Source organism: Chitinophaga niabensis (assembly GCF_900129465.1).
GTDB lineage: Bacteria > Bacteroidota > Bacteroidia > Chitinophagales > Chitinophagaceae > Chitinophaga > Chitinophaga niabensis.
This window is the reverse complement of sequence record NZ_FSRA01000002.1, coordinates 2405998-2428935: the sequence shown is the minus strand read 5'-3', so window position 1 is coordinate 2428935 and position 22938 is coordinate 2405998. Positions and strand designations below refer to the sequence as shown.

The following is a 22938-nucleotide window of genomic DNA, read 5'->3' as shown; positions in this document are numbered from 1 at the left end:
AGATTTGTTAAGTTAAGAAAATGCCACCCCTAAGGGCGGCTACTAGAGCAATCATGAATATTTTCCCAATCATGGTGAAAATAAATTATCAATATTTTGGTATATTTATTTCTACAACAAAAATATCCTAACATGATATCTCAAAAAATAATTAATGAGCAATTTTATCTCGGAAAGGATCTCCTGGATCGCGGTAAATTTAAGGAAGCAATTTTGATTTATGATGGTTTAATACCTGCGGTAGCTAACTACGAAGGTAATGATGAATTTAAGGTGACATATGAAACATCATTAAACAACCGGGGGGTTGGTAAATGTAAGTTAGCTATACAAAACAATGATCTCGGGCTTTATGAAGAAGGAATTGCTGATTTTGAATTATCTGTTGAAGTTTCGGGAATAACTGATGTTCATGAATTGAGCATGCTTACGGCAGGAATCAATCTTATGTTTAGCAGAGAAGAGAAAAAGAAATTTACCGGTGCAAATGGTGAAGGGCTATCAACTACTAATATGAGCTGATCCTATTTATTCTCCGTAATTTCGATTCACCGTCCTAAAAGTTTGTCCCTGTGGCGGTCTGTTTATTGACCCCGCAGGTGTACACAACTTGCATTCCCACCTCTAGGAGTACTACAACCTATTAAACCCTGATGGAATTACCCTATCGCCAGGGTTCCTCCGGAACTCGCTAAGGATAATAATACCAAACCAAACTCAATAAGTTATGTTTCCCTAGAATACCCAACTCATTTTAGTTAATTGGCATAAATTTGCAGTACAATAAAATTATCTACAATGGATCAAGAAATTTTACCTGTACCTGAAGAAGGAGGACAGGATTATGCACTGAAGGCGGCAAAAGGTGCCTTGGGTGCTTTTCCTCTAGTAGGGGGACTAATGGGTGAATTAGTAACAATGTGCATAGAACCTAACTATCAAAAGCGAATGAGGGAATGGATGGAAGCTACTAATATGATACTGACCCAATTGATAGAATCAGGGATATCTAAAGAAGAAATATTTGAAAACGAGAAATTTCAATCTTTGTTTGTTAAATCCTCCAAGATTTACATGGAAAATATTGAAGAGTATAAAAAACCCCTTTTGCGAGCTGCTTTTCAGTCTGCCATTATATCTAATTTAGCATTAGATAAGAAATATATTTTTCTGGATATGGTTGCACAATTAACAGAAACGCAGTTGATGATTCTGAAAGGTATTTATGATAATGAACAGTTATACGAAACAGGCACTCATTTATACGGTGATGCCTTGCGGGAACAATTTTCCGAAAGATATACAGGCGGAGATTTTCATTATTATGAACTTTTGCAGCATGGACTAGAAAATTTTCGGTTATTGAATCATGCAGTTACAGATCCTGCCATAGAAAATAACAATCGAGTGGAGTGGCACCTTACTACGTCAACTATAGGTAAAGAATTTATTGAGTATATTGATTCATAAACTAGCATCGCGTTTTTTTATTCAATTCCATCGGATTTTTATCCTATACAACAGTTCCAATCCAATTCCTTATGATTCCTCCAAAAATATCCGAACAGGTAATTCAGCTAATTCAACAATCCTTATCAGGTTTGGAAGCTGAAAACCCAAAAGTAGATTTCAAAGAAAAATGGTATGATTTAAAGGATAAGCGAGGTATTAGCGAATTCATTAAAGATACCTCTGCCATAGCTAATACTTTCGGATTGGAAGGCTTAATTATTATTGGCTATGATGATAAAACTAAAACATTTACAGATGCTTCCTTTTCACATTGCGGACTTAGGGATAGTGCTGACCTCTATTCTTTAATAGTTAGACACGTAAGTGACGCTTTTGAGATCAATTATTACGAAACGGAATATGAGAAGAATATCCTGGGTGTTTTACATATTCCCCCGTCATTGCACAAACCGCATTTAATACGTAATTACCAAACCTTTGACAAGAATGGTCTAATTAAAAGTGAAGTTGAGCAACGGATTTTTGTAAGAAAGAATACAGGCACATTTCCAGCAACTAAGTATGATTTAGAATTAATGTACTATGATAGGAAAAACATTATTCCTGAATATGAATTACACGTTACTATTGATCTTAAGATACCTGACATTGGACCATCAAGACATTTACAAAATGGGAAATACCACTGTATTGGAGTCACAGCCTCTATAAATTTTACCTTTGAAAATACGGGCCGTCGTCCACTATCCTTTAAATTTTTAGAATTAACAATGGCGTTATATGAAGATTCTGGTGCTTCTGAAAAAATTTCATTTAGATCCAAGTCTCTTTTGAGCCCAGATTGGTTTCATGGCGGAGTATTAAAGTCACAAGAAATTCGACTCGCAAGAATTAATCTTGAAAGTTTAAGTTTCTCTGGTTGGGGTATTGAAAGTGCTACAAATAAAGTGAATGAATTTAAGTCTCAAGGTAAAGATCTTATAATTAAGGATTTTCTCGTTCATACTACAAATAATGTAACAATTATACCTAGAGTTATTATAGCCTAGTTACAAGTATTTATAATATCAGGTTAACCACCTTCGTTCCTCCAGCTGGACAATTATTTTGTCCCTGCGGCGGTCTGTTCATCGATCCCGCAGGTGTACATAACTTACATTTTTCCCTTCAGGTGCATTACAATCTATTTAACCGTGATAATGTCTTTTTAGGGTCTGTACTGGCGCCCCCGAAAAAGTTACCTACTGCCAGGTCCTTTTTCAAGAGATCCCAGCGAGACATTCCCACCTTCGTCCCTGCGGTGGTTTGTTCATCGACCCCGCAGTGTACTTTGATGCTTTCCGTGGGCTTACTGCATAGCGGTTGCAGCACTTTTGCATAAATTGACTTAGCTAAAATTTCTCTTATGGCAATATCAACCCAAAATAGATTGCCGGCATACCTGGATCAAAGTCTACGAAATAGGCCAGGAGAAATATGGAAAAACATAAAAGAAGTAAATGGTTATTACCAGGTATCAAACCATGGCAGAATTAAAGGGTTAGAAAGAGAAATATTTACTGGCAATGGAGGAGTAAAAATATTGCAAGAAAGGATATCGAAACTAGTAGTTTATAAAGCTCCTAACAAATACCATAAAGACTTCACATTTCAATTGATTGTCAATATAATGGTTGAAAGGAAACAAAAGTCTTTTCCTGTTAGAAGATTAGTGTATAAATATTTCGTGCAAGATTTTGATCTTAGGGACAAAAAGACAGTCATCTTAGTTAAAAATGGAAACGGATTTGATATTTATCCTAAAAACCTAATGGCATCCACCATCATAAATAAAGTAAGAAGGTCTGTCAATCTTGGGAGAATGGTGAATAACTTTGGTCACATAGATTTAGAAAAATCAATTCAAGCTTCTACTAAAGTCACTTCTAAGAGAGTGAGCCAATATGGAAATGACGGGAAAATCATTAAAACATATGCTAGTATTCATGAAGCAGCCAGGATAACTGACATTTACGTTAATTCAATCAGTGGAGTTGTCAATGGAAGAGAGAATACTGCAGGAGGCTATTATTGGCGCCATGGCGAAGAAGCATCTATAGATATTATAGCTCTAAAAGAGCAAAAAGCAGAGCATCGTTTATTACTTCGCGGAACTAGGGTAACCCAATACGATCTAAAGGGCAAATTCATTGCTTATTATAATAGCCTTAAAGATGCTGCGAAAGCAGCTAATTGCGGCTATACTGGTATTTCAGCGGTATTAAGAGGAAAAGCAAAAACAGCTGGTGGTTTCCATTGGGTAAAAGGTATTTCAAAAAAGCGTTTATTACTACAGTCCTGAATAATTCAATCTATTTTGGATCGATATATTAGAAATTTATACGTTCATAAAATAAAATTCCACATACTGAATTGCGTTTGCAGTAATGACTGTTAGTTTTGTAATTGATAGACCCAAAGGCTAATTTTCCACGGAATCAACTTCACAATTTTACTCATCATTCTATTCCCAATAAATCTTTATTGCAATAAACAGGGGTCTCCGAAAACCTGCATAACAGAGTAGGAATTGTTCTTTATCTCTCAATTCAGTTTTATGAAAAAGAAATTGTTTTTATCAGCATCTGCTTTTATGTTAGCAATTGGCGGAGCTTTCGCAACCCAACTTTTAGTTGTAGATCTGGGTTACAGTAGAATCCAAGATGTACCAACTCAATCTGCTCCTTGCGTTGATAGGAAGGAATGTGATGGAGGCCAGTTTGCATGTAAAGCTACTTTTGAAGACAATGGTATCCTTTACGTAGGAATTGATATGTACAAGGTTCCAACTACAAATCCTTGCACAATTTTGCTGACACATTCAGAAGAAAATTAGGTCCTAACTATTAAGTTAAATAGGTATAACCCCTTTATTGAGCGGTTATACCTATTTAATTTCTAATTATTCAAATCTGATATTACTAATACTTTCATTTCTTTTTCTTTTTTAATAATATCAAGCCCATTTTTTCTCAATTCTTTTCTGACCTGATCGAAGTCTGACATGAAGGCTGTTATGTTTATATCGATTTCGCCAGTTAAATTTGTCTCATCGAAAACAGTAATCAAATTTGGTTCTTTCATATACCTTACTAGCAAATATGGAACTTTTGACCAATTATAGTTCTTTAAAATTAGGCAAGTTTCATCGCCTTTAAACGAAGTCACTGTACTTTTTGATCTGAGTTTTTCCAAAGCATCTTTTTCTGAAATTATTACCCAAACAGGCACAAATCTTTTTTCAATTGTAGCAGTATAGCCAAAATATTTTTTCAAATCATTTTGTATGTATTCCATTATATTTTCCTTCGTTGCCTTTGATGGAGGCATATCTAGACTATAATTATACAACCCTTTAATTATTCTATCATTCCAGTCGAACAGCGATGAATCTTTTATGTTAAGCACAGGCTGTCTGTGGACTTTTTCGTATAAACTATCTCCCATTGTCCAATGATGTTTACCGAAATATGCCAGGTTGTATAAGAATGGTAAAGCTACTCCAGCAATTTTGAAGCCTTTTCTTTTGAATTGGTTTGTAAGTTGATAGTCGATTGGGGGTAGAAAAAAATCTTGGTTTGTATACTTTGATAATGTCGATTGAAATAATATTAAAGAATCTGAATCTTTCGGATTTGAATTATTTATTCCACTTATGAATTTTTCTCTTTCTTTAGGGAAAAATGTTACAGATTTACCATCAGTTAATTTCTCTATCTTATCATTTGTAATATCTCTTCCATCTGTAATTGCTACTAGTATTCCGTTGGGGTCAATTATATAAACATAAGGGAATGAATGTATCTGGTATTTCTGTATAATTGTAGAGTCAAAAGCACAAGCCAATTTGAGTTTTTGAATTTCGCTGACATTTTCATAAGTTTCAATAATCGCATTTCCTCCAACATCCTTTGAAATATCTCCAACTAGCATAAATTGTACTTTATCTTTAAATTTTTCATGCAATATATTTAGATGCGGAAAACTCTTTATGCAAACTGCGCAACCTTTGAACCACAAATCTAAGATCAGCCATTTGCCTCTAAAATCCTTGAGGGAAGCTTTTGTTGTTTTGTAATTAGTAATGTTATCCAGTGTGAAATCCGGCATTGGTTTTCCTACTTCTGGCTTTTCAACATTTTTTACATTGTCTATTGAGTTATTAATTGATGCCATTCCCACTTGCCCCATTGTTACATTACCTACTGTTATTGTAGCCGCCAGAATTACTATTAGTTTTAATGTATTCATCTTTGGTCATTAATAAATAAATGTTAAGGAATATTAAGTTATTATTCACTGCGTTGTGGACGCAGTAACAATTCTCATATACTAAGACCCAAAGAGGAGGCTTAAGGGTGAATTTTTCACCAAATCTGAAGAAAATATTAATAGTAATTGTTCTACGGAGTTCCTGAGCTGAGATAAAAAAGTATCTACTGTATGGCATCTGCAGTATCATTGAGTAATTTTATATAGGGATTTCCTAGATTCCAAACTCTCCTATAGTTGAATTCAAGCAGAACTAATTCCGTCCAACTTAACCTTACACATTATTCAGGGGAAGCAGAAAACCTGTACAAAAGAGTAAGCATTTCTTATACCATTCAATTTAGTTTTATGAAAAAGAGACTCTTTCTATCAGCAGCTGCTTTTATGCTGGCCATTGCCGGAGCGGCAGCTTCAAATTACTCAACTTCTGTATTATGTTATAGTCGCGCAATAGATGTAAATACTCCAGGAGGGGAGCAAGAAGAACTTTGTGAAATAAGAGAGTCTTGTGATGGGGGACTGTTTGTTTGTACAGTAGATTTTCAAGTAGGAACTGTAACATATACTAATGTTAAATTGTATTCACTTGCAGGTCCTGGTGATGAAACTACTTGCACTATTGAATGCACAAGGTCAGAACCTTAAACGAAAAATAGTTATACCATATTATTAAGATATCGTCGGAACTTGAATTCAATACCGATATTAAACAAGGGGAAGCCGAAAACCTGTAGAAAAGAGTAGGCCATTCCTTTTACCTTTTTAATTTAGCAATATGAAAAAGAGACTTTTCTTATCAGCTGTAACATTTATTATGGCCATTGGAGGTGCATTTGCATCTACTTATTTATTCCCTCAGATAGGGTACAGTAGAATACAAGATGTAAATGAACCTGGAGGTGAACAGCAACATCTTTGTGTACCTAGGGAGGAATGCGATGGTGGAATTTTTGTTTGTACAGCCGATTTCCAGGAGGGATCTGTATTTTACGTTGGAATTCAGTTATATGGATTAGATATTCCTGGAAATCCAACTGATTGCAATATTCAATTAACTAGATCCATTCCATAAAGCGTTGAATCTAAAAAATACTAAAAATAGCCTCGTTATCTGAAGGTCAACCATTCTTTACATATAAGGGAAGTGTGATAGCATAATTATAGATAAAGAACCAGGGGAAGCTGAAAACCTGTAAAAAGAGTAGGCAAATCCTTTTACCTTTCAATTTAGCATTATGAAAAAGAGACTTTTCTTATCTGCTGTGGTTTTTATCCTGGCAATTGGTGGAGCATTTGCTTCACAGCTATTAACTGCAGATATTGGTTATTCAAAATTGGTTGATGTACCAGGACAAGAAACCTTATGTAAAGCAAGGATCGAATGCAATGGAGGTCAATTTAATTGTACAGCTACATTTGATGAAGGACTTGTTACTTATGTAAACATTCAGATGTATAAGTTGGCAATAGCATCAGACTTGACATCTTGTACAATTGTTTTAACTAGAGATACTCCTGAATGAAAGTTTCTCTATACTAGAAGGGCTGAAAATATCTAATCAGCCCTTCAAACTCCGTAATACAATGTTTAGGAGGTTAAATTATTCAGAAATTACTAAAACTTTCATTCTCCGCTTCTTCTGCACAATATCAAGCTTATATTTTTGCAACTCTATTCTAACTTGGTTCAAATCGGTCATTAATGCATCAATTGAAATATCTATCTTTCCTTCCAAACCTGATTCATCATAAAATGGCGTCAAAATAGTTTCTTTTAAATTATTGCCTAAATAATATATCAAGTGCCGAGCGTCAAAATTTCTTTTCTTAAATCCGGCTGTTGCAACAAAATACCCCTCACCAGCATCAGAATAAAATTTACCATCTTTGTTTCTCAGCAATTCTGCAGCACCCTCGTTAGCGATTAAGGCCAGTACATCCATTTCTCTTTCTTCAAGTCTAACATTGTAGCCAAAATAATTTTTAAGATCACGTTGCATAAATTTCATAATATTTCCCTTACTTTCCATCCAAGCAGGAACAAAAAAACTGTAGTTAAACCAAAATTTTGGAGATTCTACATTTGTGAATGGTACTTTATCCTTAATATTCAGAATGGGAAACTTATAATAATTATCATAAAGTACTTTATTATCTCTGCCCCAATCTCCATACCCAATATATGCAATATTGTACAGTTGATAGAGCAGCGATCCTGAAGATGTGTAGCCTTTTCGCTTATAATTCGAATCATTAAGTTGGTAATCTATTGTATAATTTGAAAACTCTTCTTGGGAATATTTAGTTAATATCGAATTGAAAATAACATTTTGATTTTCCATTTTGTTATTCGTCCCTAAAAATTCCTGTCGATCTGATCTCACCGGAAAAAAACTGACTTCATTTCCCTTAAAGAGAGCTGTAAGTTTTTCAAAAGTTAAATCCCTTCCATCAGTGATAGCCCTAACAATTCCATCTGGGTCAATAATTATTAAATGTGGCATGGCCATAATGCTCCAATCTTTGTATAATTTAAAATCATAAATAATTGGGAGCGAGCTTAAGTCTTGTTTGTTTCTGAGTTTTCTATAGAATATTTTCGTTGTTTCAGATCTATGCCATTCGCCCTTATCATCATTAACAGCAGCTAATAGAACTATCTGTAATTTATCGCTCAACTTATTCTGTATTTCGTTCATCTTTGGAAAACTTGATATACAAGAAGGACACCCCAAAAACCAAAAATCAAGTATCAACCACTGTCCTTTCAAATCCTGGAGACTAACTTTGTTTGTTTTGAAATTCTCTATACTGTCCAGGGTAAAGTCAGGCATAGGTTTTCCTACTTCTGGCATTTCCATTTTTTCAGATAGGGAATTGTTGTCCTGGGCCATGGCGGCATTATTGCTAGTTGATAATATTGCAAATAGGATAAATATAAGAGTGGTATTTTTCATTATTAGCTGTTATCGTTAAATAAATAACACTGCTATATAACCGCAGCATATTAAGAGAGTTATACTTCGTTTTAAAACGTTTTCTCCCATATAAGACCCTAAGAATAAGGTTAAGGGTGAATCGCCGCACTTTTTTATAGAAAGATCTTGAGTATTGCATCAAGAAAAAACCTCCCTAGATAAGGAGGTAGCAAAATTTTTTGACACTAAAAGGATTAAGACAAGTTGTGCTAAAAATATAAAAACTATTAAATGATATGAATTAATTGGGATTTTCCTGCGTTAATTGAACGGTACAAGATGTGGGATCAGATGGGTTATTAAGACCATATAAAGCTATGTTAACATATACTATATCACATTCAACAAAAGTGGCAGTACATATAAATGGTCCACCAGGACATTCTCCTCGCAGTTTACATGGTTCTGGTTGACACTCAACATCAATTTGCTTGCTATACCCAAGTTCCGGGGCTGCAATAAATATATTTGATGCAAAAGCCGTGGAAATAGCCAATAGGAAAGTACTAAAGACAAGGAAAAAGGATTTCTTGTTCATATAAAAAGGTTTAAATTAATACAATGGCTAACTATGATTTCAATCAAGCTCAGTAGACATGGATAATGGAATAGTACATTCTGTAGGATCAGTAGGAAGATTTAACCCATACATGGTCCATTTATAGTATAACGTGCCTCCTATCATAAAACTTGCTTTGCAAACGAACTGGCCACCGTCACAATCGCGACGATAAACACAAGGTTCTTCCTGAGCAGGAAGCGTAAGCCAACTGGTATAACCAGGTGCAGAAATAAAGTAATAGGAAGCAAATGCCCCAGAAATAGCAGTCAAAAATGTGGAAAGGAACAGAATAATGGTTTTCTTTTTCATAAGTACAAATTTAAAGTCAATTAACATTTTCAATTATTATAACCCATAAACTGCAATGTACAATCTAATTGTTCATCCATTCCCAATAGCCAAATACCAGTATAAGAAGTGCGATTTAATACAAGAAACTGAAGGAAAATAATTTCCCAATAAAAATAAATGCATCAATCAAGGGGTTGACTGAGATAATAACAATGTACATTCTGTACCCTCTAGTTTAAACAACCCGAAGTCCACATAGGTTGTGTTTCCTATAGTAAATGTTGCAGTACAAACGAATGTTCCCAGGTCGCAAATTTTACGGAATTCACATGGGATCGTTTGCTTAGATACGTAGACCATTGAACTATACCCGTCTACTGGTATAAAAAGATTTGAAGCAAATGCTCCTGAAACAGCAGTCACAAATGTGGAAAGTAACAGAATAATGGTTTTCTTATTCATAATAGTGAAATTATAGGCTAAATAATATGGTTCACTAGTGGTACAAAGAATTGTGCAAGATGTTGGATCACTAGGATGATTAATACTATACAATGGAATATTAAAGTAGAAAATACCGTTAATACTATTCCTCTATAGGTAAAGAACGGGTTTTTGCTATGGTGCAAGATGTCAATCCTAATAATTCATATAACTGAATTGAAGGATAAACTCCTCCGCATTCAGTTTCTATTGTTATCGTGCAGGCGTATAGTCCACCATCACAGTCGGCTTCTCTTGCCTGACATGGAATACTTTGAATATCTGGGAGATCTGTATTTTTCGAATAACTGGGTCCATCTAATAGCGAATGAGATGCAATAGCTCCACTTATTGCACCAATAAACATAATGATAGTAAGGGCTGTTCTTTCAATTCTCATACATAGATAAATTTTCCCTAATTAAAGTTAACAGCAATCACTGAAATGAGCAGACAGTATGGATTTTTTCTACTGTATCTCGAATAATTCCTGCGGGGTCGATAAACAGACCGCCACAGAGACAATGCCTCGGGGCCGCAGAGCAGACCACCAACTGGACAATATTTTCAGTAAAAAAAGGGAAGTTCTTCACCCTTTATTCGATACTTAAGGTCTTATTATTGAAGAATTTTTCACTGCGCCTACAACGCAGTATGAAAGTTTAATATCTATTAACATTTATGTTTTAATAATTAAGATGAAACCATTAAGATTAATAATAGTCCTGGTGATTAACACATTGGTAAGTAATTCAACAAGCGGCCAGGTGAACGAGGTAATGTCAAATAATACTTTAACCGGAGTACAAAAGGTTGAAATGCCGGAAGTTGGTAAGCCTATGCCGAACTTTATTTTAGATAATATCAAACATTACAAAATAGATAAAGCTTCCCTTAATGATTTTAGGGGCAAATGGTTAATTATAGATTTTTGGATGACCACGTGCGTACCTTGTATAAAAAGTTTTCCAAAAATTGATTCCTTCCAAAGGAAATTTCAGAACCAAATTCAATTTATGTTAGTTGGAGTACCGCATAAAGGTCTAGATGGAATTGAAAACCTATATGAGGGCTTAAGAGTAAAACAGAATTTAATACTTCCTATCGCTTTCGATTCCACCTTATATAAGGTTTGGGGGCCATTCTCAGTTCCACATATTTATATCATAGATCCAAACGGAACTCTTGTTAGCATTACTGATGGGAGAGATATGTCAATTAGTAAGTTACAGGAACTAGTTAACAATAAAAAGCCAACATTTTTTATCGAAAGTGACAATAAATCTGTTTATGCCAAGGATAGGGAAAATATAGAAATTGATTCTTCGACATTATTTCAATCTAAGCTATCTAAATTTACTGAAGGTAGGTTTTTCATACAACCAATAGACTATCAATTAAATTATAGTATAGAAAAAAGAAATGGTTACAAGTCCAATGGAATTGCGTTGCAATTTCTATATAATTTAGCCTATTTTGGAAAACACTACTGGACAAGAAGAGATTCGTTATACACTAAAGTTTATCGTCAACCAATCTTTGAATTAAAAGATCAAAGTGTATTTAATTGGAGTGATAAAACAATACATGGCTTATATAATTATATAGTAACCTTACCATCATCCAAAGTAACAAAAGAATATTTAATGAATTGGATTCGACAAGATTTATCCCGATATTTCGGTTATGCTGCTTCAATTGAAAAACGAAAAATGCCAGTATGGTTATTGATAGCCAAGCCCGGTGCTATTGAAAAATTAAAGTCAAAAGGCGGAACTCCTAATACAAGCGATAAATCGGGAGCAGGAGGTGCAGGGGGGGTGACGCTTACAAATACGCCAGGGGTTACTTTAATTTTAATATTAGAAAGATATCTTAACCAAATGATTCTAACTCCTTTTTTCGATGAGGCTAACCTAAATTATAACATTGACATCAAAATAGATGCGCTTATGTCGGATATTGAAGCTGTCAGGAAGAACTTAAAAGAATTCGATTTAGACATCGTAAAAGGCGAAAGAGAAATGGAAGTTTTAGTTATAAAGGATAAGTAATTCCTAAGTTATCTTAATAAACTATAGCCGCACTTTAGCGGCTATAGTTTATTAACAAAGAGAATTAAGGAAGTGGTTGTGACAGCAGTTCAACACAAACATCTGTAGCAGTTAAGTCATACAGTGGAATGTTATTGTAGGTAATTCCCCCTTCTTGGAATGTTGCATTACAAACAAAATTACCGCCTGTACACTCAATGCTTCTAATTTTGCAAGGTACTCCCTGATTTGGCACATCTACAAGCTTTGAATAACCATTCGGTGGTAATAATTGAGTTGCAAAAGCACCACCAATGGCCAACATGAAAGCTGTACCTGCTAAAAACAGTTTCTTTTTCATAAAACTAATTTGGAAAATTAATTAAAATGCCTACTCTTTTATACAGGTTTTCGGATGCCCCTGTTTATTGCAATAAAATCATTAATGGAAAGCTGAAATAATAAGGCATAATGCTCTTTCGGAGAAACTAAATATTGTGATTGAGTATATAACTAGTATGGTTCATCCATCATCACCGAAAGTCAAGTTGTTATCAAAATTTTAACCTGGATTAGGGTATAGATCTAGTACAAGCAACTGTGCAATCTGTCATATCGGTTGGATTGTTTAGCCTATACAATTGGATATTTGTATAAATGATCATTCCTTCTTGAAAGTCTGCTGTACATGCAAATGGCCCACCATCACACTCTAATCTTGGTTCACATGGAAAATCTTGAACCCCACTAGGTGTAGAGACATCAACTATCTTACTATAACATAAATCACTATCTACGTTTTTGAAAGAAAATGCACTTGCTGTTGCCATTATAAATGCAAGAACTGATAATAAAAATGTCTTTTTCATGGTACTAAATTGAAAGGTAAAAGGATATGCCAATTCTTTTATCAGGCTTTCAGATGTCCTTATAATTTGTTGTAGTGTAGCTAGTCTTATGAGATGAGATGTTAGTGGATGTTCTATTTGCGGAACTTAAACTGGAGCTGTTAAATGTAAAGTTAACAACCAATACTGCTGTTAGCATACAGTATCACTCTTTTATGTTATTACTTCTGCGAATCTCGTCTTGCTAGAGGTCTCATTAGTCTTGCTGGAGGTCTCATTAGTCTTGCTGGAGGTCTCATCTAATGGACCCCGGCTGTACGCAATATTCGGGGTCAACATAGTGAGCCCAAAAGGACTGTATGGATGTCAATGGTATATACTGCGGGGTCGATAAACAGACCGCCACAGGGACAATGCCTCCGGGCCGCATTGCAGAGCACCAACGGGGCAATATTTTCAGTAAAATAGGGGAAGTTCTTCACCCCTAACCTCTTTATTCGGGTCTTATTATGTGAGAGACTTTTACTGCGGCAATGGCGCAGTAAGGTTATATTAAAACAAATTGATATTCACATACTAACACTTGAAGATGAAAAAACATAAGTTATTATTTCTGGTAGCCAGTTTAACAACTATAACAAATTTAGTAATGGGCCAGGTGGGAATGGCAACGAATAATTCTTATGAGTCCAGGACAATAAAACTTGAAAATCCAGAAATAGGAAAGCCTATGCCGGATTTCACATTAGATTATATAACAAACTACAAAACCACTAAAGCATCTTTGAATGATTTCAAGGGAAAATGGTTAATCCTAGATCTTTGGTTTAAAGGGTGCGTTGTCTGCATAAAAAGCTTTCCCCATGTAAATGAATTGCAAGAAAAATTCAAAGACAAAGTTCAATTCCTATTAGTAGGATATAATGCAAATCGAGTTGGAGGGAATTCAATAGTGCAAGTCTATGACGATTTTAATAAAGAAAAAAAGCTTAAAAATTTAGTTTCAGCTTATGATTCAATAATCATAAAAAAATGGAATGTATGGTCCTTCCCATGCGTTTTTATTATAAATCCGGAGGGCACATTAGTTGCAATAACAGATGGACGAGATTTAACTGAAGAGAAAATGCGGCAACTAATAGATAGAAAATCAGTACTATTATATCCAAAAGATAGAGAAAAATTCTCTGCAGGCATTAATAATATGCATCCCAAGCCATCCGATTCTTTGATATTGTTCCAATCCAGCCTGACAAAATTCACTAACCAAGATTTTTTCCTCCAAAGCATTGACTATCAACTTAACTCTGATATATATATTAGAAAAGGGTACAAAGTAGCTGGAATTCCATTAAACCTATTTTACAACCTGGCCTACTTTGGTAAACACCATTGGATTAGAGGAGATAGCTTATACGAAAAGGTGTATAGACAACCCATTTTAAACCTGAAAGACACGTCCTTATTTATTTGGAGTGATAGACAACTTAAAGGGTTATACAATTATAGTTTAGATGTTCCTAAAGAATTAGCAACTAAGGAAGGCTTAATGAAAAGAATGCAAGGAGATTTAGAAGGCTATTTTGGATATAAGGTAACAGTAGAAAACCGGAAAATGCCAATCTGGAAATTAACTGCTAAAAATTATTCACACGAAAGACTTAAAACAAAGGGAGGACCAATAGTGTATAAAGGGGAGATAACAGGTGTGACATTTGGAAATTTTAAATGGTCACAATTACCCTATTTGTTAGATAGGTATATAAATGAAATGAGCCTTGTAACACTAATTGACGAAACAGGCATCACAGGCAATGTAGACCTTAAAATTGATGCATTAATGTCTGATATACACCAGGTAAAAAGGGAACTGCAGAAATATGGTTTGGATCTTGTTAAGGAAGAGAGAGAGATGAAAGTTTTGGTTATCTCGGATCAAAAATAATAAACAATAATTCTAAGTTGAACTGGTAGAAAAACTACCAGTTCAACTTGTAAAATTGAGACTATCAAGGGATTGACCTTGTAAGAGCAACTGTGCAGGTAGTTACGTCAGCAGGATTGCTAAGTCCATACAATTGAACGTTAGTATAGATGATAGCACCTTCTTGGAAATCTGCAGTACAAGCAAAAGTTCCACCATCACATTCTTCCCTTACTTCACAAAGATCTTGTTGTACACCAGTAGGGATGGAAACATCAGCTTTTTTACTGAAACCTGGTTCAGGAAGCAATAATTGAGATGCAAATGCGCCACCAATTGCCAGCATAAATGCAGCAGCAGCTAAAAACAGTTTCTTTTTCATAAAACTAATTTGGAATCATTAATAATGCCTACTCTTTTATACAGGTTTTCAGCTACTCCTGACCTTATTGCAATAAGAATTACTTGATACTTATATGATCATTAATTTCTTCTGGTAAAGAATACATACATAATGTATGTTCATAGATTGCTATAATTCGATTATTCACTATTCTATATTGTTCGGCTTTTGCTCCTTTAAACTTTGGCATGTAAAAACTATTTATGTATTCGCCATTCTCTAAGGAGTATACATCTATTGTTTCATTTTTATTATATTCCTTTGATTGTTCATTATCGGCCCTCAATGCAGAAGATATGTAAAGGCGATTTTTATAAATTGTACCACTCCTATTTACAAATGTAGGTGGGGCAGACATAATCCTTTTACTGTGCGAAGTAACATCAGCTATTTTAATTTGAGCTACTCTATTAGTATCTATGGAATGACCCTTATAAATTATATTTAGGCTGGTATCTAGCTTTAAAAATTCGTTCCGGTAATAATAGAGGTAAATTAAATTTTTGGTTTCAGGATCAATTATTAAAGTTCCATCGGTACAAAAAAGTCCATCAACCTGTTTTTCCAAAACGTTGGGCATAGGTTTCACATAAGGACTATCATTAGTTACTTTTAATAGAAGATTCTCTTTATTCTTCACCCCTTTTACTAAAAATGAATTTGGAGAAACGTTAATAGCAGATGTAAAAAAACAAGACCTCTCAAAATACTTTGAAAGACTTAGTTCATGCAAATTACTTCTGTAAATTGCAGGTGTAATCCCATCAGAAATATATACAGTTGGGGAGTCTACAATTAGTCTTGCAAGCTTCCAAGCACCCTTTTCATTCTTTTCCAGGTGTTGTGTGTAGGTAGTAGTATCAGTTAGATCACTATTTACCACAAGTATATGCATGGCTGAAGAATAATTTCCCAAATAAATATGGTGATCAGTATTACCTGCGAAATAATACGCTGTATATTTAGTATCAAGTACTTTTTCAAGTTTTGCTTTTGCAGGGATTATATTTCGTACAAATCCGTTCTTAATTGAATTCGGTCTAGGCATAAATGCATAAAGAATAAGTACGAGCCCCCCACATGTAGCAATACAAATAATTACAAACTTGGCTATTTTGTTAATTTTCATCTTAAAAAAGTTAATAAAGCTTATAAGTATTTAAGCATTGGCAAAACGAGGACCATTAGGTGTATTCCCTTCTGCTTTTGTTTGTAGAACAATTCCTACTAAAGCAACAAGAACAAAGAATATATTAAAATAAAGGTGTTGTGTCCAGGACATACGTTGTATAACTCCACCGCATGAACAAGGCACTTTCTCAGATAAAGTGACTAGTACAATAATGTACGTAGTAAAAAGCACCATAGCTGCAAAAGATGCATATAAACCTTTTAAGCGATAGCGAGGTATTGCCAGCATTAATGCAATTACAATTTCTCCAATAGGAACAATGAAAGATAAAGGAGTGGCAAACTTTGTAATTAACGGAGATTGGCCTATGATGCCTCTAAAATTATCGTAATCAATAAATTTGGAGACAGCCGTGTAAACAAATAGAAGGATAAAAGAAATACAAATGATTTCAATAATAATCTTGCGCATCATAAAATATGTTTTAGTCCAACTTGGGATAAAGACTTAAATATTTTGTATTGGGTTTTCCTAAATAAATATTTATGTAAAATTATGAGGCTAATATATACGTGGTTTAATGAGAAAATGCTAATGATAAAACCCTAAATAAAGGATCTGGGTAACTGTCTCAATGGCTAGGTCCTGTCTGTGCTAAATGGTTACTAATTTTGCTGTGTCTCTTTGATAACTCAAAACTACTATCACCTACTGTAAAACGACAGCAGTGAAAATTTTATTCTAAAATCATTATTCTGAGTCCTAACCAAGAGACCTTTCACGTGTCACGAATAATCTCTTTTAACTCCTGCGGGGTCGATAAACAGACCACCACACGGAAGCTGTAGTCCCGCTAGTGATCTTATGTAATGGCCCCCGGCGGAAAGTATCATTCGGGGACTGTACAGCACTTGCGGAGTCGATAACAGACCACCAAAGGGACAATGGCTACTCAGGTAGTGAACAAGGAGAGTATTGTTAATACTGTTAAAGAAGTTGTCATTAACATTGGAAATAGCTAAATTTGGCTGTTAACTAACTGAATTACAGATATTTATTGATAAATGAAGGAATTAAGTTCAATCGATAATGAACTATTTGATGCTACATTTAGGAGTACTTATCCTGTGCTTTGCATGCACGCCCATCAAATGTTGGGAGATGTGGAGGAAGCAAGAGATATAGTACAAAGCGTCTTTATCTCCCTATTAGCCAGGGAAACACCACCTGAAAGCAATTTGAAGGGATACCTATATAAGGCAGTCCATAACAGATGTTTGCATGCCATAAATGCCCGAAAAAGGAAGAGAAATTCAATTAAAATAATGACTTTTTTATCAGATGAAACAGCATTTTCTTATCCAGGTGAAAAAGAGGAACAAAAGAATCTGAAAAAATTGATGGAATCGCTACCTCCTCAACGTCAAAAAGCTATGGAATTGGTTTTTTTCCAGCAATTACAGTACAAACAGGCTGCAGGACGGATGGGGATCTCAATAAATTCGTTAAAAACACACATTAAACTTGGGCTTTCCAGCTTAAGAAAATCAATTTTAACAAGATAAATTACATTTGATTCACCCCTTTTACATCTTTTTTTGTTTTATATAAGTATGGATAGACTTGATCTTTATACATTACTGCTAAGAGAGCATTATGATCAGATAACTGATCAGGAGCGTATTGAACTGGAGGCTATTTTAGCCGAAGATCCTGAAGCACAGGAGATGCAGAAACAAATAAAAAAATCTGTTCCAGAGGATCAAGCTAAGGAAATGATGGGGAAGATAAATGTGGAGGAAAGTTTGTTGCTGGTTAAGCAGCGCAATAAGGTGTATCAGCGTAAAGTCAAGATTAGACGTTGGGCAGCTGCTGCGGTATTTATTCCAATACTTGTTGTTGGTGGATATTTTGCTTTCAAGAATAATACTCAAAGTTCGGTTAATAAATTAGCTCAAAATAATGAACTAACGCTTCAATTGGCTAACGGTCAACAAATTTTATTACAAGATACTGGCACTCAAAAGATTGTAGCAGGCGATGCTCAATTAAACAACCAGAATAGGGTGCTTCGTATTGATAATAAGGACTATCCAGGAGGTTGGAACACGTTGAAAGTACCTCCCAAATTAGATTATAAAGTGATTTTAGCGGATGGTTCAGAAGTTTGGCTTAACAGCGTGTCAAGTATTCGTTTTCCATTAAAGTTTACAGATGAAAAGCGCGAAGTATATATAGATGGGGAAGCCTATTTTAATATTGCACCTGATCCGGATAAACCATTCATTGTACATAGTAAGGGAACAGAAATAAGGGTATTAGGTACTGAATTTAACGTCAACACATATAAAACAGGCACTACTGTTACATCATTAGTAAAAGGCAAGGTAGCTGTAGAAAATGCTGGCAAATTGTATGAACTTGTACCAGGTAAAGAAGCGAGGATAAATGAAAGTGCCGGTACAGCAACTGTTCAAGATTTCCACCCTTTTACGACCCTTTCCTGGAGGCAGGGAGTTTATTTTTTTGAGGATGAATCATTATCTGAAATAGCTGAAATGATCAACCGTTGTTATAATGAGCAGGTTATAATGGATAATCCAGCAATAAGTAAACTACTCTTAAGGGGGAAATTTAACCGGCATCAACCTGTAGAAAATTTGATGGAAATATTAAATAATACAGGCAGAGTAACCTTGTATAGAAAAGACGGTGCTATTCATTGCAAGTAGTTAATGCGAATACATTGCAGTACAATTAAGTAAATTTATACTAGCAATAATAGCTGCGAAGCTAATTTTACATTTTTCATATACAAAACCTCCTTAGCACAAAGGAGGTTTTGTATTTTTTATAAGACTTAATATGGTAACCATTTTTTATGAGGTAGATATTCTAGCTATTACGTTTCAGTTTGATAATATTTTGTAATCGAATAAATAAATTTTTTAAAATAGGTGAGCCAATAGGTCTTTTAAACAGTCTTATTATTACTCTTACAGTAAATACAATAATAATAATTATGCAAATCCAGGGGACAATGATTGGTGTATACATAGTCAAAAAACTTAAAAATGAAAATCTAGTAATTGAAAAATGTTAAATCAAATATTGCTTATTTGCATAAAAAAAACAAATGTTATTTAATTCACTAGTGTCTTATAATATCAACGACTACAGATCTTCCGTTCTCATCCTCAAACTCTTGCTGACAGTATTGTCCATTTTTTTCTATATCAAAAGCATAATTGAATTTTGCTCTACAAAAATACACTTGCATACCAACCTTCAATTTCATACTATGAAATAATTCACCTCTAAACTTGATACAATTATCTTCGAAATCCCACTGCTCGTTTTTAGATACCTCGTAAAATGCTTTCTGATCCCCGATATCTTGAACATGTTTAATACTATCTCTAATAAAGTTCTCAAAATCGAAACGCTTATCGAAATATTCTTTAAAAGAACTCTCCACTCCATGTTGAATTATTGTTACATCTGGAGGTATTTCCATAGATGGGTCAACAAAAACTCCATCTTCATTCATAAAACCGGAAACATCAACTTTTAATAGGGTTGGAATAGCTTTAGTATAGGATATATCAATTTCTGCTACTTTTTTTACGGCTTCCAAATCTTCAGTAGCTACTAACAATTTTACTCTTGGATAAGCATTTGCTTTAGCGTAGGCCCCAGAAGTGAAACTCTTTGCAATTACATATCCATCCTGAGCACCACACAGATCTATCTTGTCTGCAAAAACTGTAACAATATCTTTATCTACACTTTTGGAATCCCAATTTTTGCATTCAAAAATTAAGATCGTTTTGTGAATCTCTGAATGTTCAATCTCAACATAAAGATCAATCTCCTCCTTATTTCCTTCAGGTGTAATTAATATCTTTCGCGGTTCAACAATAATTTTGGCTTTATTACAATCGTATAGTTTTGAAATTACTGATTCCTGCAATCTTTGGAGTGCATTTTCGAGGCTTAGCCCCTTCTCATGGGAAGTACTCATATAATCTATTTAAAATAATATACTATAATATATTGAATTAGCAAGGGGGGATTTAAGAAAAAGCTGCATAATATAACTAATTTTAAATAAGCACATCTGTCAGGAATCACAATACCAGCTCTGGAAGAGTAATCTATAATAAAAAGCCCCGGACTTAATAGTCCAGGGCGGCATTTAAATTCCAATTTAAGCTTAAGACAAAAAATTAAAACCCTATTTAACTTCAAGTATTTTATATTTTTCTAGCAAAGCTTTTATGTCTTTTGGGAAAACAGGTTTTTTTAATAAACCTACTGCATTTACTAATAAAAGATTTTCTACTTCTTTAGAAATTAAGTCAGCAGAAAGCATTACAATGGGAATATTCTGTAGTATTATATCCGCTTTAAAATAAACAAGTGCTTCAAATCCATCCATTACAGGCATCTTTATATCCAATAGAATTAAAGCTGGTATAATTTGTTTAGTTAATTTAATACCCTCTTCACCATCATTAGCTGTTTCAAGCTTAACCCCATAATGAGAGAAAAGCTTAGTTAAAATAGTTTGATCAATCAAATTGTCATCTATCAGAATAACCCTTTTCATAATATCATTTCTATACTGATCAAAGCAACTTTACTAACTATAGATCATTACCAGAATAATCCTTTATATTGGATATAACCTTATCCAACAATAGTTGAAAGATGTTCATAATTCTTTCCTTATCAGCTTTTGATAATCCTTTTTTACTTTTTGCTTTACGATAGAAAGTTGCTTCACTCCATCCACATTCTGTACAAACACGTTCTCTAAATGAAAGAGATAAGTCTAGAAACTGGTAATACAAAAACCCTAAATAACTTAGCTTTGGGCTTGGCACCTTTGCCATATTAAAACATTTAAAATTACAAAAACCCGAATGGGCATTTAAACCTAGAGGAGAGTTAGTGGGAAGGAATAAAAAAACGCAGGCCACACCTCACCATGCCATCGAGGTACTGGTATACCTAAGCAGACAGGCTAAGTGGACCCACGCTTTTACGTGGGTGCTTCACTTTATCAGCCTCTCGTCTGCTTATTCAATTGAAAATTACCAGTTTTCGAATGACGAGATCTTTTAGCGAAAGCTCCTTAATATTTTAGAAGTCGCAAAAGTAGAAATTATTACATACTAACTGTTATGTTCAGGTGTAATTTACGAAAAATAATGAAATGTGTGATATATCACACAAACAATTCTACCATTTTTTGTCACTTTTATGACAATCATGGAATCAAGCCGGTATATAGTAGAATTGATCAATTTTGGTAACAACGTGCGAACAAAAAGGACAGCTTTGGGAATGACCCAGGATGATCTTTCTTTTCATACCAATATTGAAAGATCTGAAATAAGCCGGATTGAAAATGGGAAACGGAACATCGAGTTTGAAACAATTGTAAGGTTAGCTGAGGCATTGGGTACTAGTACCTCTGAATTATTTCTTCCTGAGAAAGATGAAAATAGTTTAATCTAGTACTTTAAAAATGAATTATGTAAGTAGTTATATATCATTCATTTAATAAAAAAAACCGGAGAAAATATCTCCGGCTTAAAACCTATAAAAAACCTAACCGGCTCTTCTGCCCCCTCTCCCTTGTCCCTGGCCTCTCCCCCGATCTTGACCCTCACCTTGATCGTTTCCGCCTTCAAGCATTCTTGCTGCTGCAGGTGTAATGTTGTTATTATCCTCGCTACCGACAACAACAAACTTTTGAGAAGTTTCTACTCTAACCTTATTATCATTTAACATTAAACGATTACCATTTCTATCAAAAACGTGAATTTGCGCAGTTTTCGGATTAGGAACTAAAGTAACTCGTTCACGGCTTCCATCTGGTTTTCTAATCATTGCAACACCAGGATCACCGTGTTTCATGTCAAAGATCATATCCTCCTTTTCTTGCTGGGTCATTCCTAAAGGAAGCCGGCCTAATTCCTTAATAAGGTTAAAATTAGTACTATCACTATACTCATGGCGCAAATAAGGTACAAGCTTCCCTTCTTCATTTTTCTTGAATTCTACTCTGCTCCATCGTTCTGTTCTAGTCCCATCTCGTCTTTTAATATCCTGATGAATATATTTTGCGTCCATCATTTTATACATATCATCTATCGAATAACCCTTTTGCGCATAAAGATCAAATTGAAGGGAAAAGCTTTCTTTGCCAGGCTGCGTTAACGATGCTGTAATTGCATTTGCATAATACCGACCGTCTTCCTCGTTTAAATCCAACCGTGGCTTAATAACCAATAAATCTTCATTATTTTTACCATATTTAGCAGATGCTTCAAGAATAATAGTTGGTTCTCCATTTTTCATTGCGGCCATAAGAGCATCATTAAAAACCCCTTCTAAACCAAGTCGTGGAAATACTTCAACACACAAATAATCATGATTTTCAACATTTACTTGTTTCATAACTTCAATTTAAATTATAGAATAAAAAC

Annotated in this window: 27 protein-coding genes; 13 read left to right on the top strand and 14 right to left on the bottom strand. The window is 34.4% G+C overall.

Translation table 11 applies throughout. The annotated features are described in order from the left end of the window. The first annotated feature begins 132 nt into the window (after window positions 1-132). The 5 genes from BUR42_RS27200 to BUR42_RS27180 all read left to right on the top strand — a co-directional run bounded on the left by BUR42_RS27200 (window position 133) and on the right by BUR42_RS27180 (window position 4348). Window positions 133-522 carry a hypothetical protein gene (locus tag BUR42_RS27200; RefSeq protein ID WP_074242684.1) on the top strand — a complete coding sequence of 130 codons (390 nt, stop codon included), beginning with the start codon at window positions 133-135 and terminating at the stop codon, window positions 520-522. A 276-nt stretch (window positions 523-798) separates the two neighbouring features. Beyond that, window positions 799-1470, top strand: coding sequence for a hypothetical protein (locus BUR42_RS27195; RefSeq protein WP_074242683.1), 672 nt, complete (start codon window positions 799-801; stop codon window positions 1468-1470). Between the two features lie 71 nt (window positions 1471-1541). Next, a complete protein-coding gene (locus tag BUR42_RS27190) occupies window positions 1542-2522 on the top strand; it encodes an AlbA family DNA-binding domain-containing protein (RefSeq protein WP_074242682.1) in 981 nt (326 codons plus the stop codon). A gap of 356 nt (window positions 2523-2878) precedes the next feature. Continuing rightward, window positions 2879-3814: an NUMOD4 domain-containing protein gene (locus BUR42_RS27185; RefSeq protein WP_074242681.1), complete on the top strand. Its 936-nt coding sequence runs from the start codon at window positions 2879-2881 to the stop codon at window positions 3812-3814. Window positions 3815-4069: 255 nt separating this feature from the next. After that, window positions 4070-4348, top strand: coding sequence for a DUF6520 family protein (locus BUR42_RS27180; protein ID WP_074242680.1), 279 nt, complete (start codon window positions 4070-4072; stop codon window positions 4346-4348). 62 nt (window positions 4349-4410) lie between these two features. Here the strand turns inward: BUR42_RS27180 and BUR42_RS27175 are convergent, their stop codons facing one another. Further along, complete coding sequence (locus tag BUR42_RS27175; protein ID WP_074242679.1) at window positions 4411-5763, bottom strand: TlpA family protein disulfide reductase; 1353 nt, start codon at window positions 5761-5763, stop codon at window positions 4411-4413. Window positions 5764-6132: 369 nt separating this feature from the next. On the opposite strand from BUR42_RS27175, the gene BUR42_RS29685 reads away from it, so the two are divergent. The 3 genes from BUR42_RS29685 (at window position 6133) to BUR42_RS27170 (ending at window position 7307) form a co-directional block, all read left to right on the top strand. Beyond that, entirely contained in the window at window positions 6133-6429 is a 297-nt protein-coding gene (locus tag BUR42_RS29685) for a DUF6520 family protein (protein ID WP_143197601.1), read from the top strand. Window positions 6430-6559: 130 nt separating this feature from the next. Continuing rightward, on the top strand, window positions 6560-6856 hold the full coding sequence (locus BUR42_RS29680) for a DUF6520 family protein (protein WP_143197600.1): 297 nt from the start codon (window positions 6560-6562) through the stop codon (window positions 6854-6856). Between the two features lie 163 nt (window positions 6857-7019). Further along, window positions 7020-7307, top strand: a complete 288-nt coding sequence (locus BUR42_RS27170; RefSeq protein ID WP_074242678.1) for a DUF6520 family protein — start codon at window positions 7020-7022, stop codon at window positions 7305-7307. 78 nt (window positions 7308-7385) lie between these two features. Here BUR42_RS27170 and BUR42_RS27165 read toward each other — a convergent pair whose 3' ends face one another. From BUR42_RS27165 to BUR42_RS29670, 4 genes are all read right to left on the bottom strand, one after another. Next, the gene (locus BUR42_RS27165) at window positions 7386-8741 is read right to left on the bottom strand and encodes a TlpA family protein disulfide reductase (protein WP_074242677.1); all 1356 of its coding nucleotides are present in this window, start codon (window positions 8739-8741) and stop codon (window positions 7386-7388) included. A gap of 262 nt (window positions 8742-9003) precedes the next feature. Continuing rightward, window positions 9004-9300: a DUF6520 family protein gene (locus BUR42_RS29675; protein WP_143197599.1), complete on the bottom strand. Its 297-nt coding sequence runs from the start codon at window positions 9298-9300 to the stop codon at window positions 9004-9006. 39 nt (window positions 9301-9339) lie between these two features. After that, window positions 9340-9633: a DUF6520 family protein gene (locus tag BUR42_RS27160; protein WP_143197598.1), complete on the bottom strand. Its 294-nt coding sequence runs from the start codon at window positions 9631-9633 to the stop codon at window positions 9340-9342. Between the two features lie 568 nt (window positions 9634-10201). Next, a complete protein-coding gene (locus BUR42_RS29670) occupies window positions 10202-10498 on the bottom strand; it encodes a hypothetical protein (RefSeq protein WP_143197597.1) in 297 nt (98 codons plus the stop codon). A gap of 298 nt (window positions 10499-10796) precedes the next feature. On the opposite strand from BUR42_RS29670, the gene BUR42_RS27150 reads away from it, so the two are divergent. Next, the gene (locus tag BUR42_RS27150) at window positions 10797-12152 is read left to right on the top strand and encodes a TlpA family protein disulfide reductase (protein WP_074242674.1); all 1356 of its coding nucleotides are present in this window, start codon (window positions 10797-10799) and stop codon (window positions 12150-12152) included. A 64-nt stretch (window positions 12153-12216) separates the two neighbouring features. On the opposite strand, the gene BUR42_RS27145 is transcribed toward BUR42_RS27150, so the two are convergent. Together BUR42_RS27145 and BUR42_RS29665 are read right to left on the bottom strand one after the other, a co-directional pair. Further along, a complete protein-coding gene (locus tag BUR42_RS27145) occupies window positions 12217-12492 on the bottom strand; it encodes a DUF6520 family protein (protein ID WP_074242673.1) in 276 nt (91 codons plus the stop codon). Between the two features lie 211 nt (window positions 12493-12703). After that, window positions 12704-13000 (bottom strand): DUF6520 family protein, encoded by a 297-nt coding sequence (locus BUR42_RS29665; protein ID WP_143197596.1) that lies wholly within the window; start codon window positions 12998-13000, stop codon window positions 12704-12706. Window positions 13001-13568: 568 nt separating this feature from the next. Here BUR42_RS29665 and BUR42_RS27140 point away from each other — a divergent pair. Beyond that, the gene (locus BUR42_RS27140; protein ID WP_074242672.1) at window positions 13569-14924 is read left to right on the top strand and encodes a TlpA family protein disulfide reductase; all 1356 of its coding nucleotides are present in this window, start codon (window positions 13569-13571) and stop codon (window positions 14922-14924) included. A gap of 64 nt (window positions 14925-14988) precedes the next feature. On the opposite strand, the gene BUR42_RS27135 is transcribed toward BUR42_RS27140, so the two are convergent. From BUR42_RS27135 to BUR42_RS27125, 3 genes are all read right to left on the bottom strand, one after another. Further along, window positions 14989-15285 carry a DUF6520 family protein gene (locus BUR42_RS27135; RefSeq protein ID WP_074242671.1) on the bottom strand — a complete coding sequence of 99 codons (297 nt, stop codon included), beginning with the start codon at window positions 15283-15285 and terminating at the stop codon, window positions 14989-14991. A 79-nt stretch (window positions 15286-15364) separates the two neighbouring features. Continuing rightward, window positions 15365-16435, bottom strand: coding sequence for a hypothetical protein (locus tag BUR42_RS27130; protein WP_074242670.1), 1071 nt, complete (start codon window positions 16433-16435; stop codon window positions 15365-15367). Window positions 16436-16465: 30 nt separating this feature from the next. Then, window positions 16466-16912: a MauE/DoxX family redox-associated membrane protein gene (locus BUR42_RS27125; RefSeq protein ID WP_074242669.1), complete on the bottom strand. Its 447-nt coding sequence runs from the start codon at window positions 16910-16912 to the stop codon at window positions 16466-16468. A 590-nt stretch (window positions 16913-17502) separates the two neighbouring features. On the opposite strand from BUR42_RS27125, the gene BUR42_RS27120 reads away from it, so the two are divergent. Both BUR42_RS27120 and BUR42_RS27115 read left to right on the top strand, forming a co-directional pair. Then, a complete protein-coding gene (locus tag BUR42_RS27120) occupies window positions 17503-18003 on the top strand; it encodes a sigma-70 family RNA polymerase sigma factor (RefSeq protein ID WP_074242668.1) in 501 nt (166 codons plus the stop codon). Between the two features lie 48 nt (window positions 18004-18051). Then, window positions 18052-19170, top strand: a complete 1119-nt coding sequence (locus tag BUR42_RS27115; protein WP_074242667.1) for a FecR family protein — start codon at window positions 18052-18054, stop codon at window positions 19168-19170. Window positions 19171-19589: 419 nt separating this feature from the next. Here the strand turns inward: BUR42_RS27115 and BUR42_RS27105 are convergent, their stop codons facing one another. The 3 genes from BUR42_RS27105 to BUR42_RS27095 form a co-directional block, all read right to left on the bottom strand. Beyond that, window positions 19590-20462, bottom strand: a complete 873-nt coding sequence (locus tag BUR42_RS27105; RefSeq protein WP_074242665.1) for a restriction endonuclease — start codon at window positions 20460-20462, stop codon at window positions 19590-19592. A gap of 213 nt (window positions 20463-20675) precedes the next feature. Continuing rightward, window positions 20676-21050 carry a response regulator gene (locus BUR42_RS27100; protein ID WP_074242664.1) on the bottom strand — a complete coding sequence of 125 codons (375 nt, stop codon included), beginning with the start codon at window positions 21048-21050 and terminating at the stop codon, window positions 20676-20678. Between the two features lie 37 nt (window positions 21051-21087). Further along, entirely contained in the window at window positions 21088-21336 is a 249-nt protein-coding gene (locus tag BUR42_RS27095; RefSeq protein ID WP_074242663.1) for a hypothetical protein, read from the bottom strand. 370 nt (window positions 21337-21706) lie between these two features. On the opposite strand from BUR42_RS27095, the gene BUR42_RS27090 reads away from it, so the two are divergent. Next, complete coding sequence (locus BUR42_RS27090) at window positions 21707-21964, top strand: helix-turn-helix domain-containing protein (RefSeq protein ID WP_084185851.1); 258 nt, start codon at window positions 21707-21709, stop codon at window positions 21962-21964. Window positions 21965-22057: 93 nt separating this feature from the next. Here the strand turns inward: BUR42_RS27090 and BUR42_RS27085 are convergent, their stop codons facing one another. Beyond that, the gene (locus BUR42_RS27085) at window positions 22058-22909 is read right to left on the bottom strand and encodes a hypothetical protein (RefSeq protein WP_074242662.1); all 852 of its coding nucleotides are present in this window, start codon (window positions 22907-22909) and stop codon (window positions 22058-22060) included. Window positions 22910-22938: the final 29 nt, after the last annotated feature.

What these genes read in the sequence shown, in the direction of transcription:
- BUR42_RS27200 (WP_074242684.1), top strand. Translation starts at nt 133, where the DNA reads ATGATATCTCAAAAAATAATTAATGAGCAATTTTATCTCGGAAAGGAT.
- BUR42_RS27195 (WP_074242683.1), top strand. Translation starts at nt 799, where the DNA reads ATGGATCAAGAAATTTTACCTGTACCTGAAGAAGGAGGACAGGATTAT.
- BUR42_RS27190 (WP_074242682.1), top strand. Translation starts at nt 1,542, where the DNA reads ATGATTCCTCCAAAAATATCCGAACAGGTAATTCAGCTAATTCAACAA.
- BUR42_RS27185 (WP_074242681.1), top strand. Translation starts at nt 2,879, where the DNA reads ATGGCAATATCAACCCAAAATAGATTGCCGGCATACCTGGATCAAAGT.
- BUR42_RS27180 (WP_074242680.1), top strand. Translation starts at nt 4,070, where the DNA reads ATGAAAAAGAAATTGTTTTTATCAGCATCTGCTTTTATGTTAGCAATT.
- BUR42_RS27175 (WP_074242679.1), bottom strand. Translation starts at nt 5,763, where the DNA reads ATGAATACATTAAAACTAATAGTAATTCTGGCGGCTACAATAACAGTA.
- BUR42_RS29685 (WP_143197601.1), top strand. Translation starts at nt 6,133, where the DNA reads ATGAAAAAGAGACTCTTTCTATCAGCAGCTGCTTTTATGCTGGCCATT.
- BUR42_RS29680 (WP_143197600.1), top strand. Translation starts at nt 6,560, where the DNA reads ATGAAAAAGAGACTTTTCTTATCAGCTGTAACATTTATTATGGCCATT.
- BUR42_RS27170 (WP_074242678.1), top strand. Translation starts at nt 7,020, where the DNA reads ATGAAAAAGAGACTTTTCTTATCTGCTGTGGTTTTTATCCTGGCAATT.
- BUR42_RS27165 (WP_074242677.1), bottom strand. Translation starts at nt 8,741, where the DNA reads ATGAAAAATACCACTCTTATATTTATCCTATTTGCAATATTATCAACT.
- BUR42_RS29675 (WP_143197599.1), bottom strand. Translation starts at nt 9,300, where the DNA reads ATGAACAAGAAATCCTTTTTCCTTGTCTTTAGTACTTTCCTATTGGCT.
- BUR42_RS27160 (WP_143197598.1), bottom strand. Translation starts at nt 9,633, where the DNA reads ATGAAAAAGAAAACCATTATTCTGTTCCTTTCCACATTTTTGACTGCT.
- BUR42_RS29670 (WP_143197597.1), bottom strand. Translation starts at nt 10,498, where the DNA reads ATGAGAATTGAAAGAACAGCCCTTACTATCATTATGTTTATTGGTGCA.
- BUR42_RS27150 (WP_074242674.1), top strand. Translation starts at nt 10,797, where the DNA reads ATGAAACCATTAAGATTAATAATAGTCCTGGTGATTAACACATTGGTA.
- BUR42_RS27145 (WP_074242673.1), bottom strand. Translation starts at nt 12,492, where the DNA reads ATGAAAAAGAAACTGTTTTTAGCAGGTACAGCTTTCATGTTGGCCATT.
- BUR42_RS29665 (WP_143197596.1), bottom strand. Translation starts at nt 13,000, where the DNA reads ATGAAAAAGACATTTTTATTATCAGTTCTTGCATTTATAATGGCAACA.
- BUR42_RS27140 (WP_074242672.1), top strand. Translation starts at nt 13,569, where the DNA reads ATGAAAAAACATAAGTTATTATTTCTGGTAGCCAGTTTAACAACTATA.
- BUR42_RS27135 (WP_074242671.1), bottom strand. Translation starts at nt 15,285, where the DNA reads ATGAAAAAGAAACTGTTTTTAGCTGCTGCTGCATTTATGCTGGCAATT.
- BUR42_RS27130 (WP_074242670.1), bottom strand. Translation starts at nt 16,435, where the DNA reads ATGAAAATTAACAAAATAGCCAAGTTTGTAATTATTTGTATTGCTACA.
- BUR42_RS27125 (WP_074242669.1), bottom strand. Translation starts at nt 16,912, where the DNA reads ATGATGCGCAAGATTATTATTGAAATCATTTGTATTTCTTTTATCCTT.
- BUR42_RS27120 (WP_074242668.1), top strand. Translation starts at nt 17,503, where the DNA reads ATGAAGGAATTAAGTTCAATCGATAATGAACTATTTGATGCTACATTT.
- BUR42_RS27115 (WP_074242667.1), top strand. Translation starts at nt 18,052, where the DNA reads ATGGATAGACTTGATCTTTATACATTACTGCTAAGAGAGCATTATGAT.
- BUR42_RS27105 (WP_074242665.1), bottom strand. Translation starts at nt 20,462, where the DNA reads ATGAGTACTTCCCATGAGAAGGGGCTAAGCCTCGAAAATGCACTCCAA.
- BUR42_RS27100 (WP_074242664.1), bottom strand. Translation starts at nt 21,050, where the DNA reads ATGAAAAGGGTTATTCTGATAGATGACAATTTGATTGATCAAACTATT.
- BUR42_RS27095 (WP_074242663.1), bottom strand. Translation starts at nt 21,336, where the DNA reads ATGGCAAAGGTGCCAAGCCCAAAGCTAAGTTATTTAGGGTTTTTGTAT.
- BUR42_RS27090 (WP_084185851.1), top strand. Translation starts at nt 21,707, where the DNA reads ATGACAATCATGGAATCAAGCCGGTATATAGTAGAATTGATCAATTTT.
- BUR42_RS27085 (WP_074242662.1), bottom strand. Translation starts at nt 22,909, where the DNA reads ATGAAACAAGTAAATGTTGAAAATCATGATTATTTGTGTGTTGAAGTA.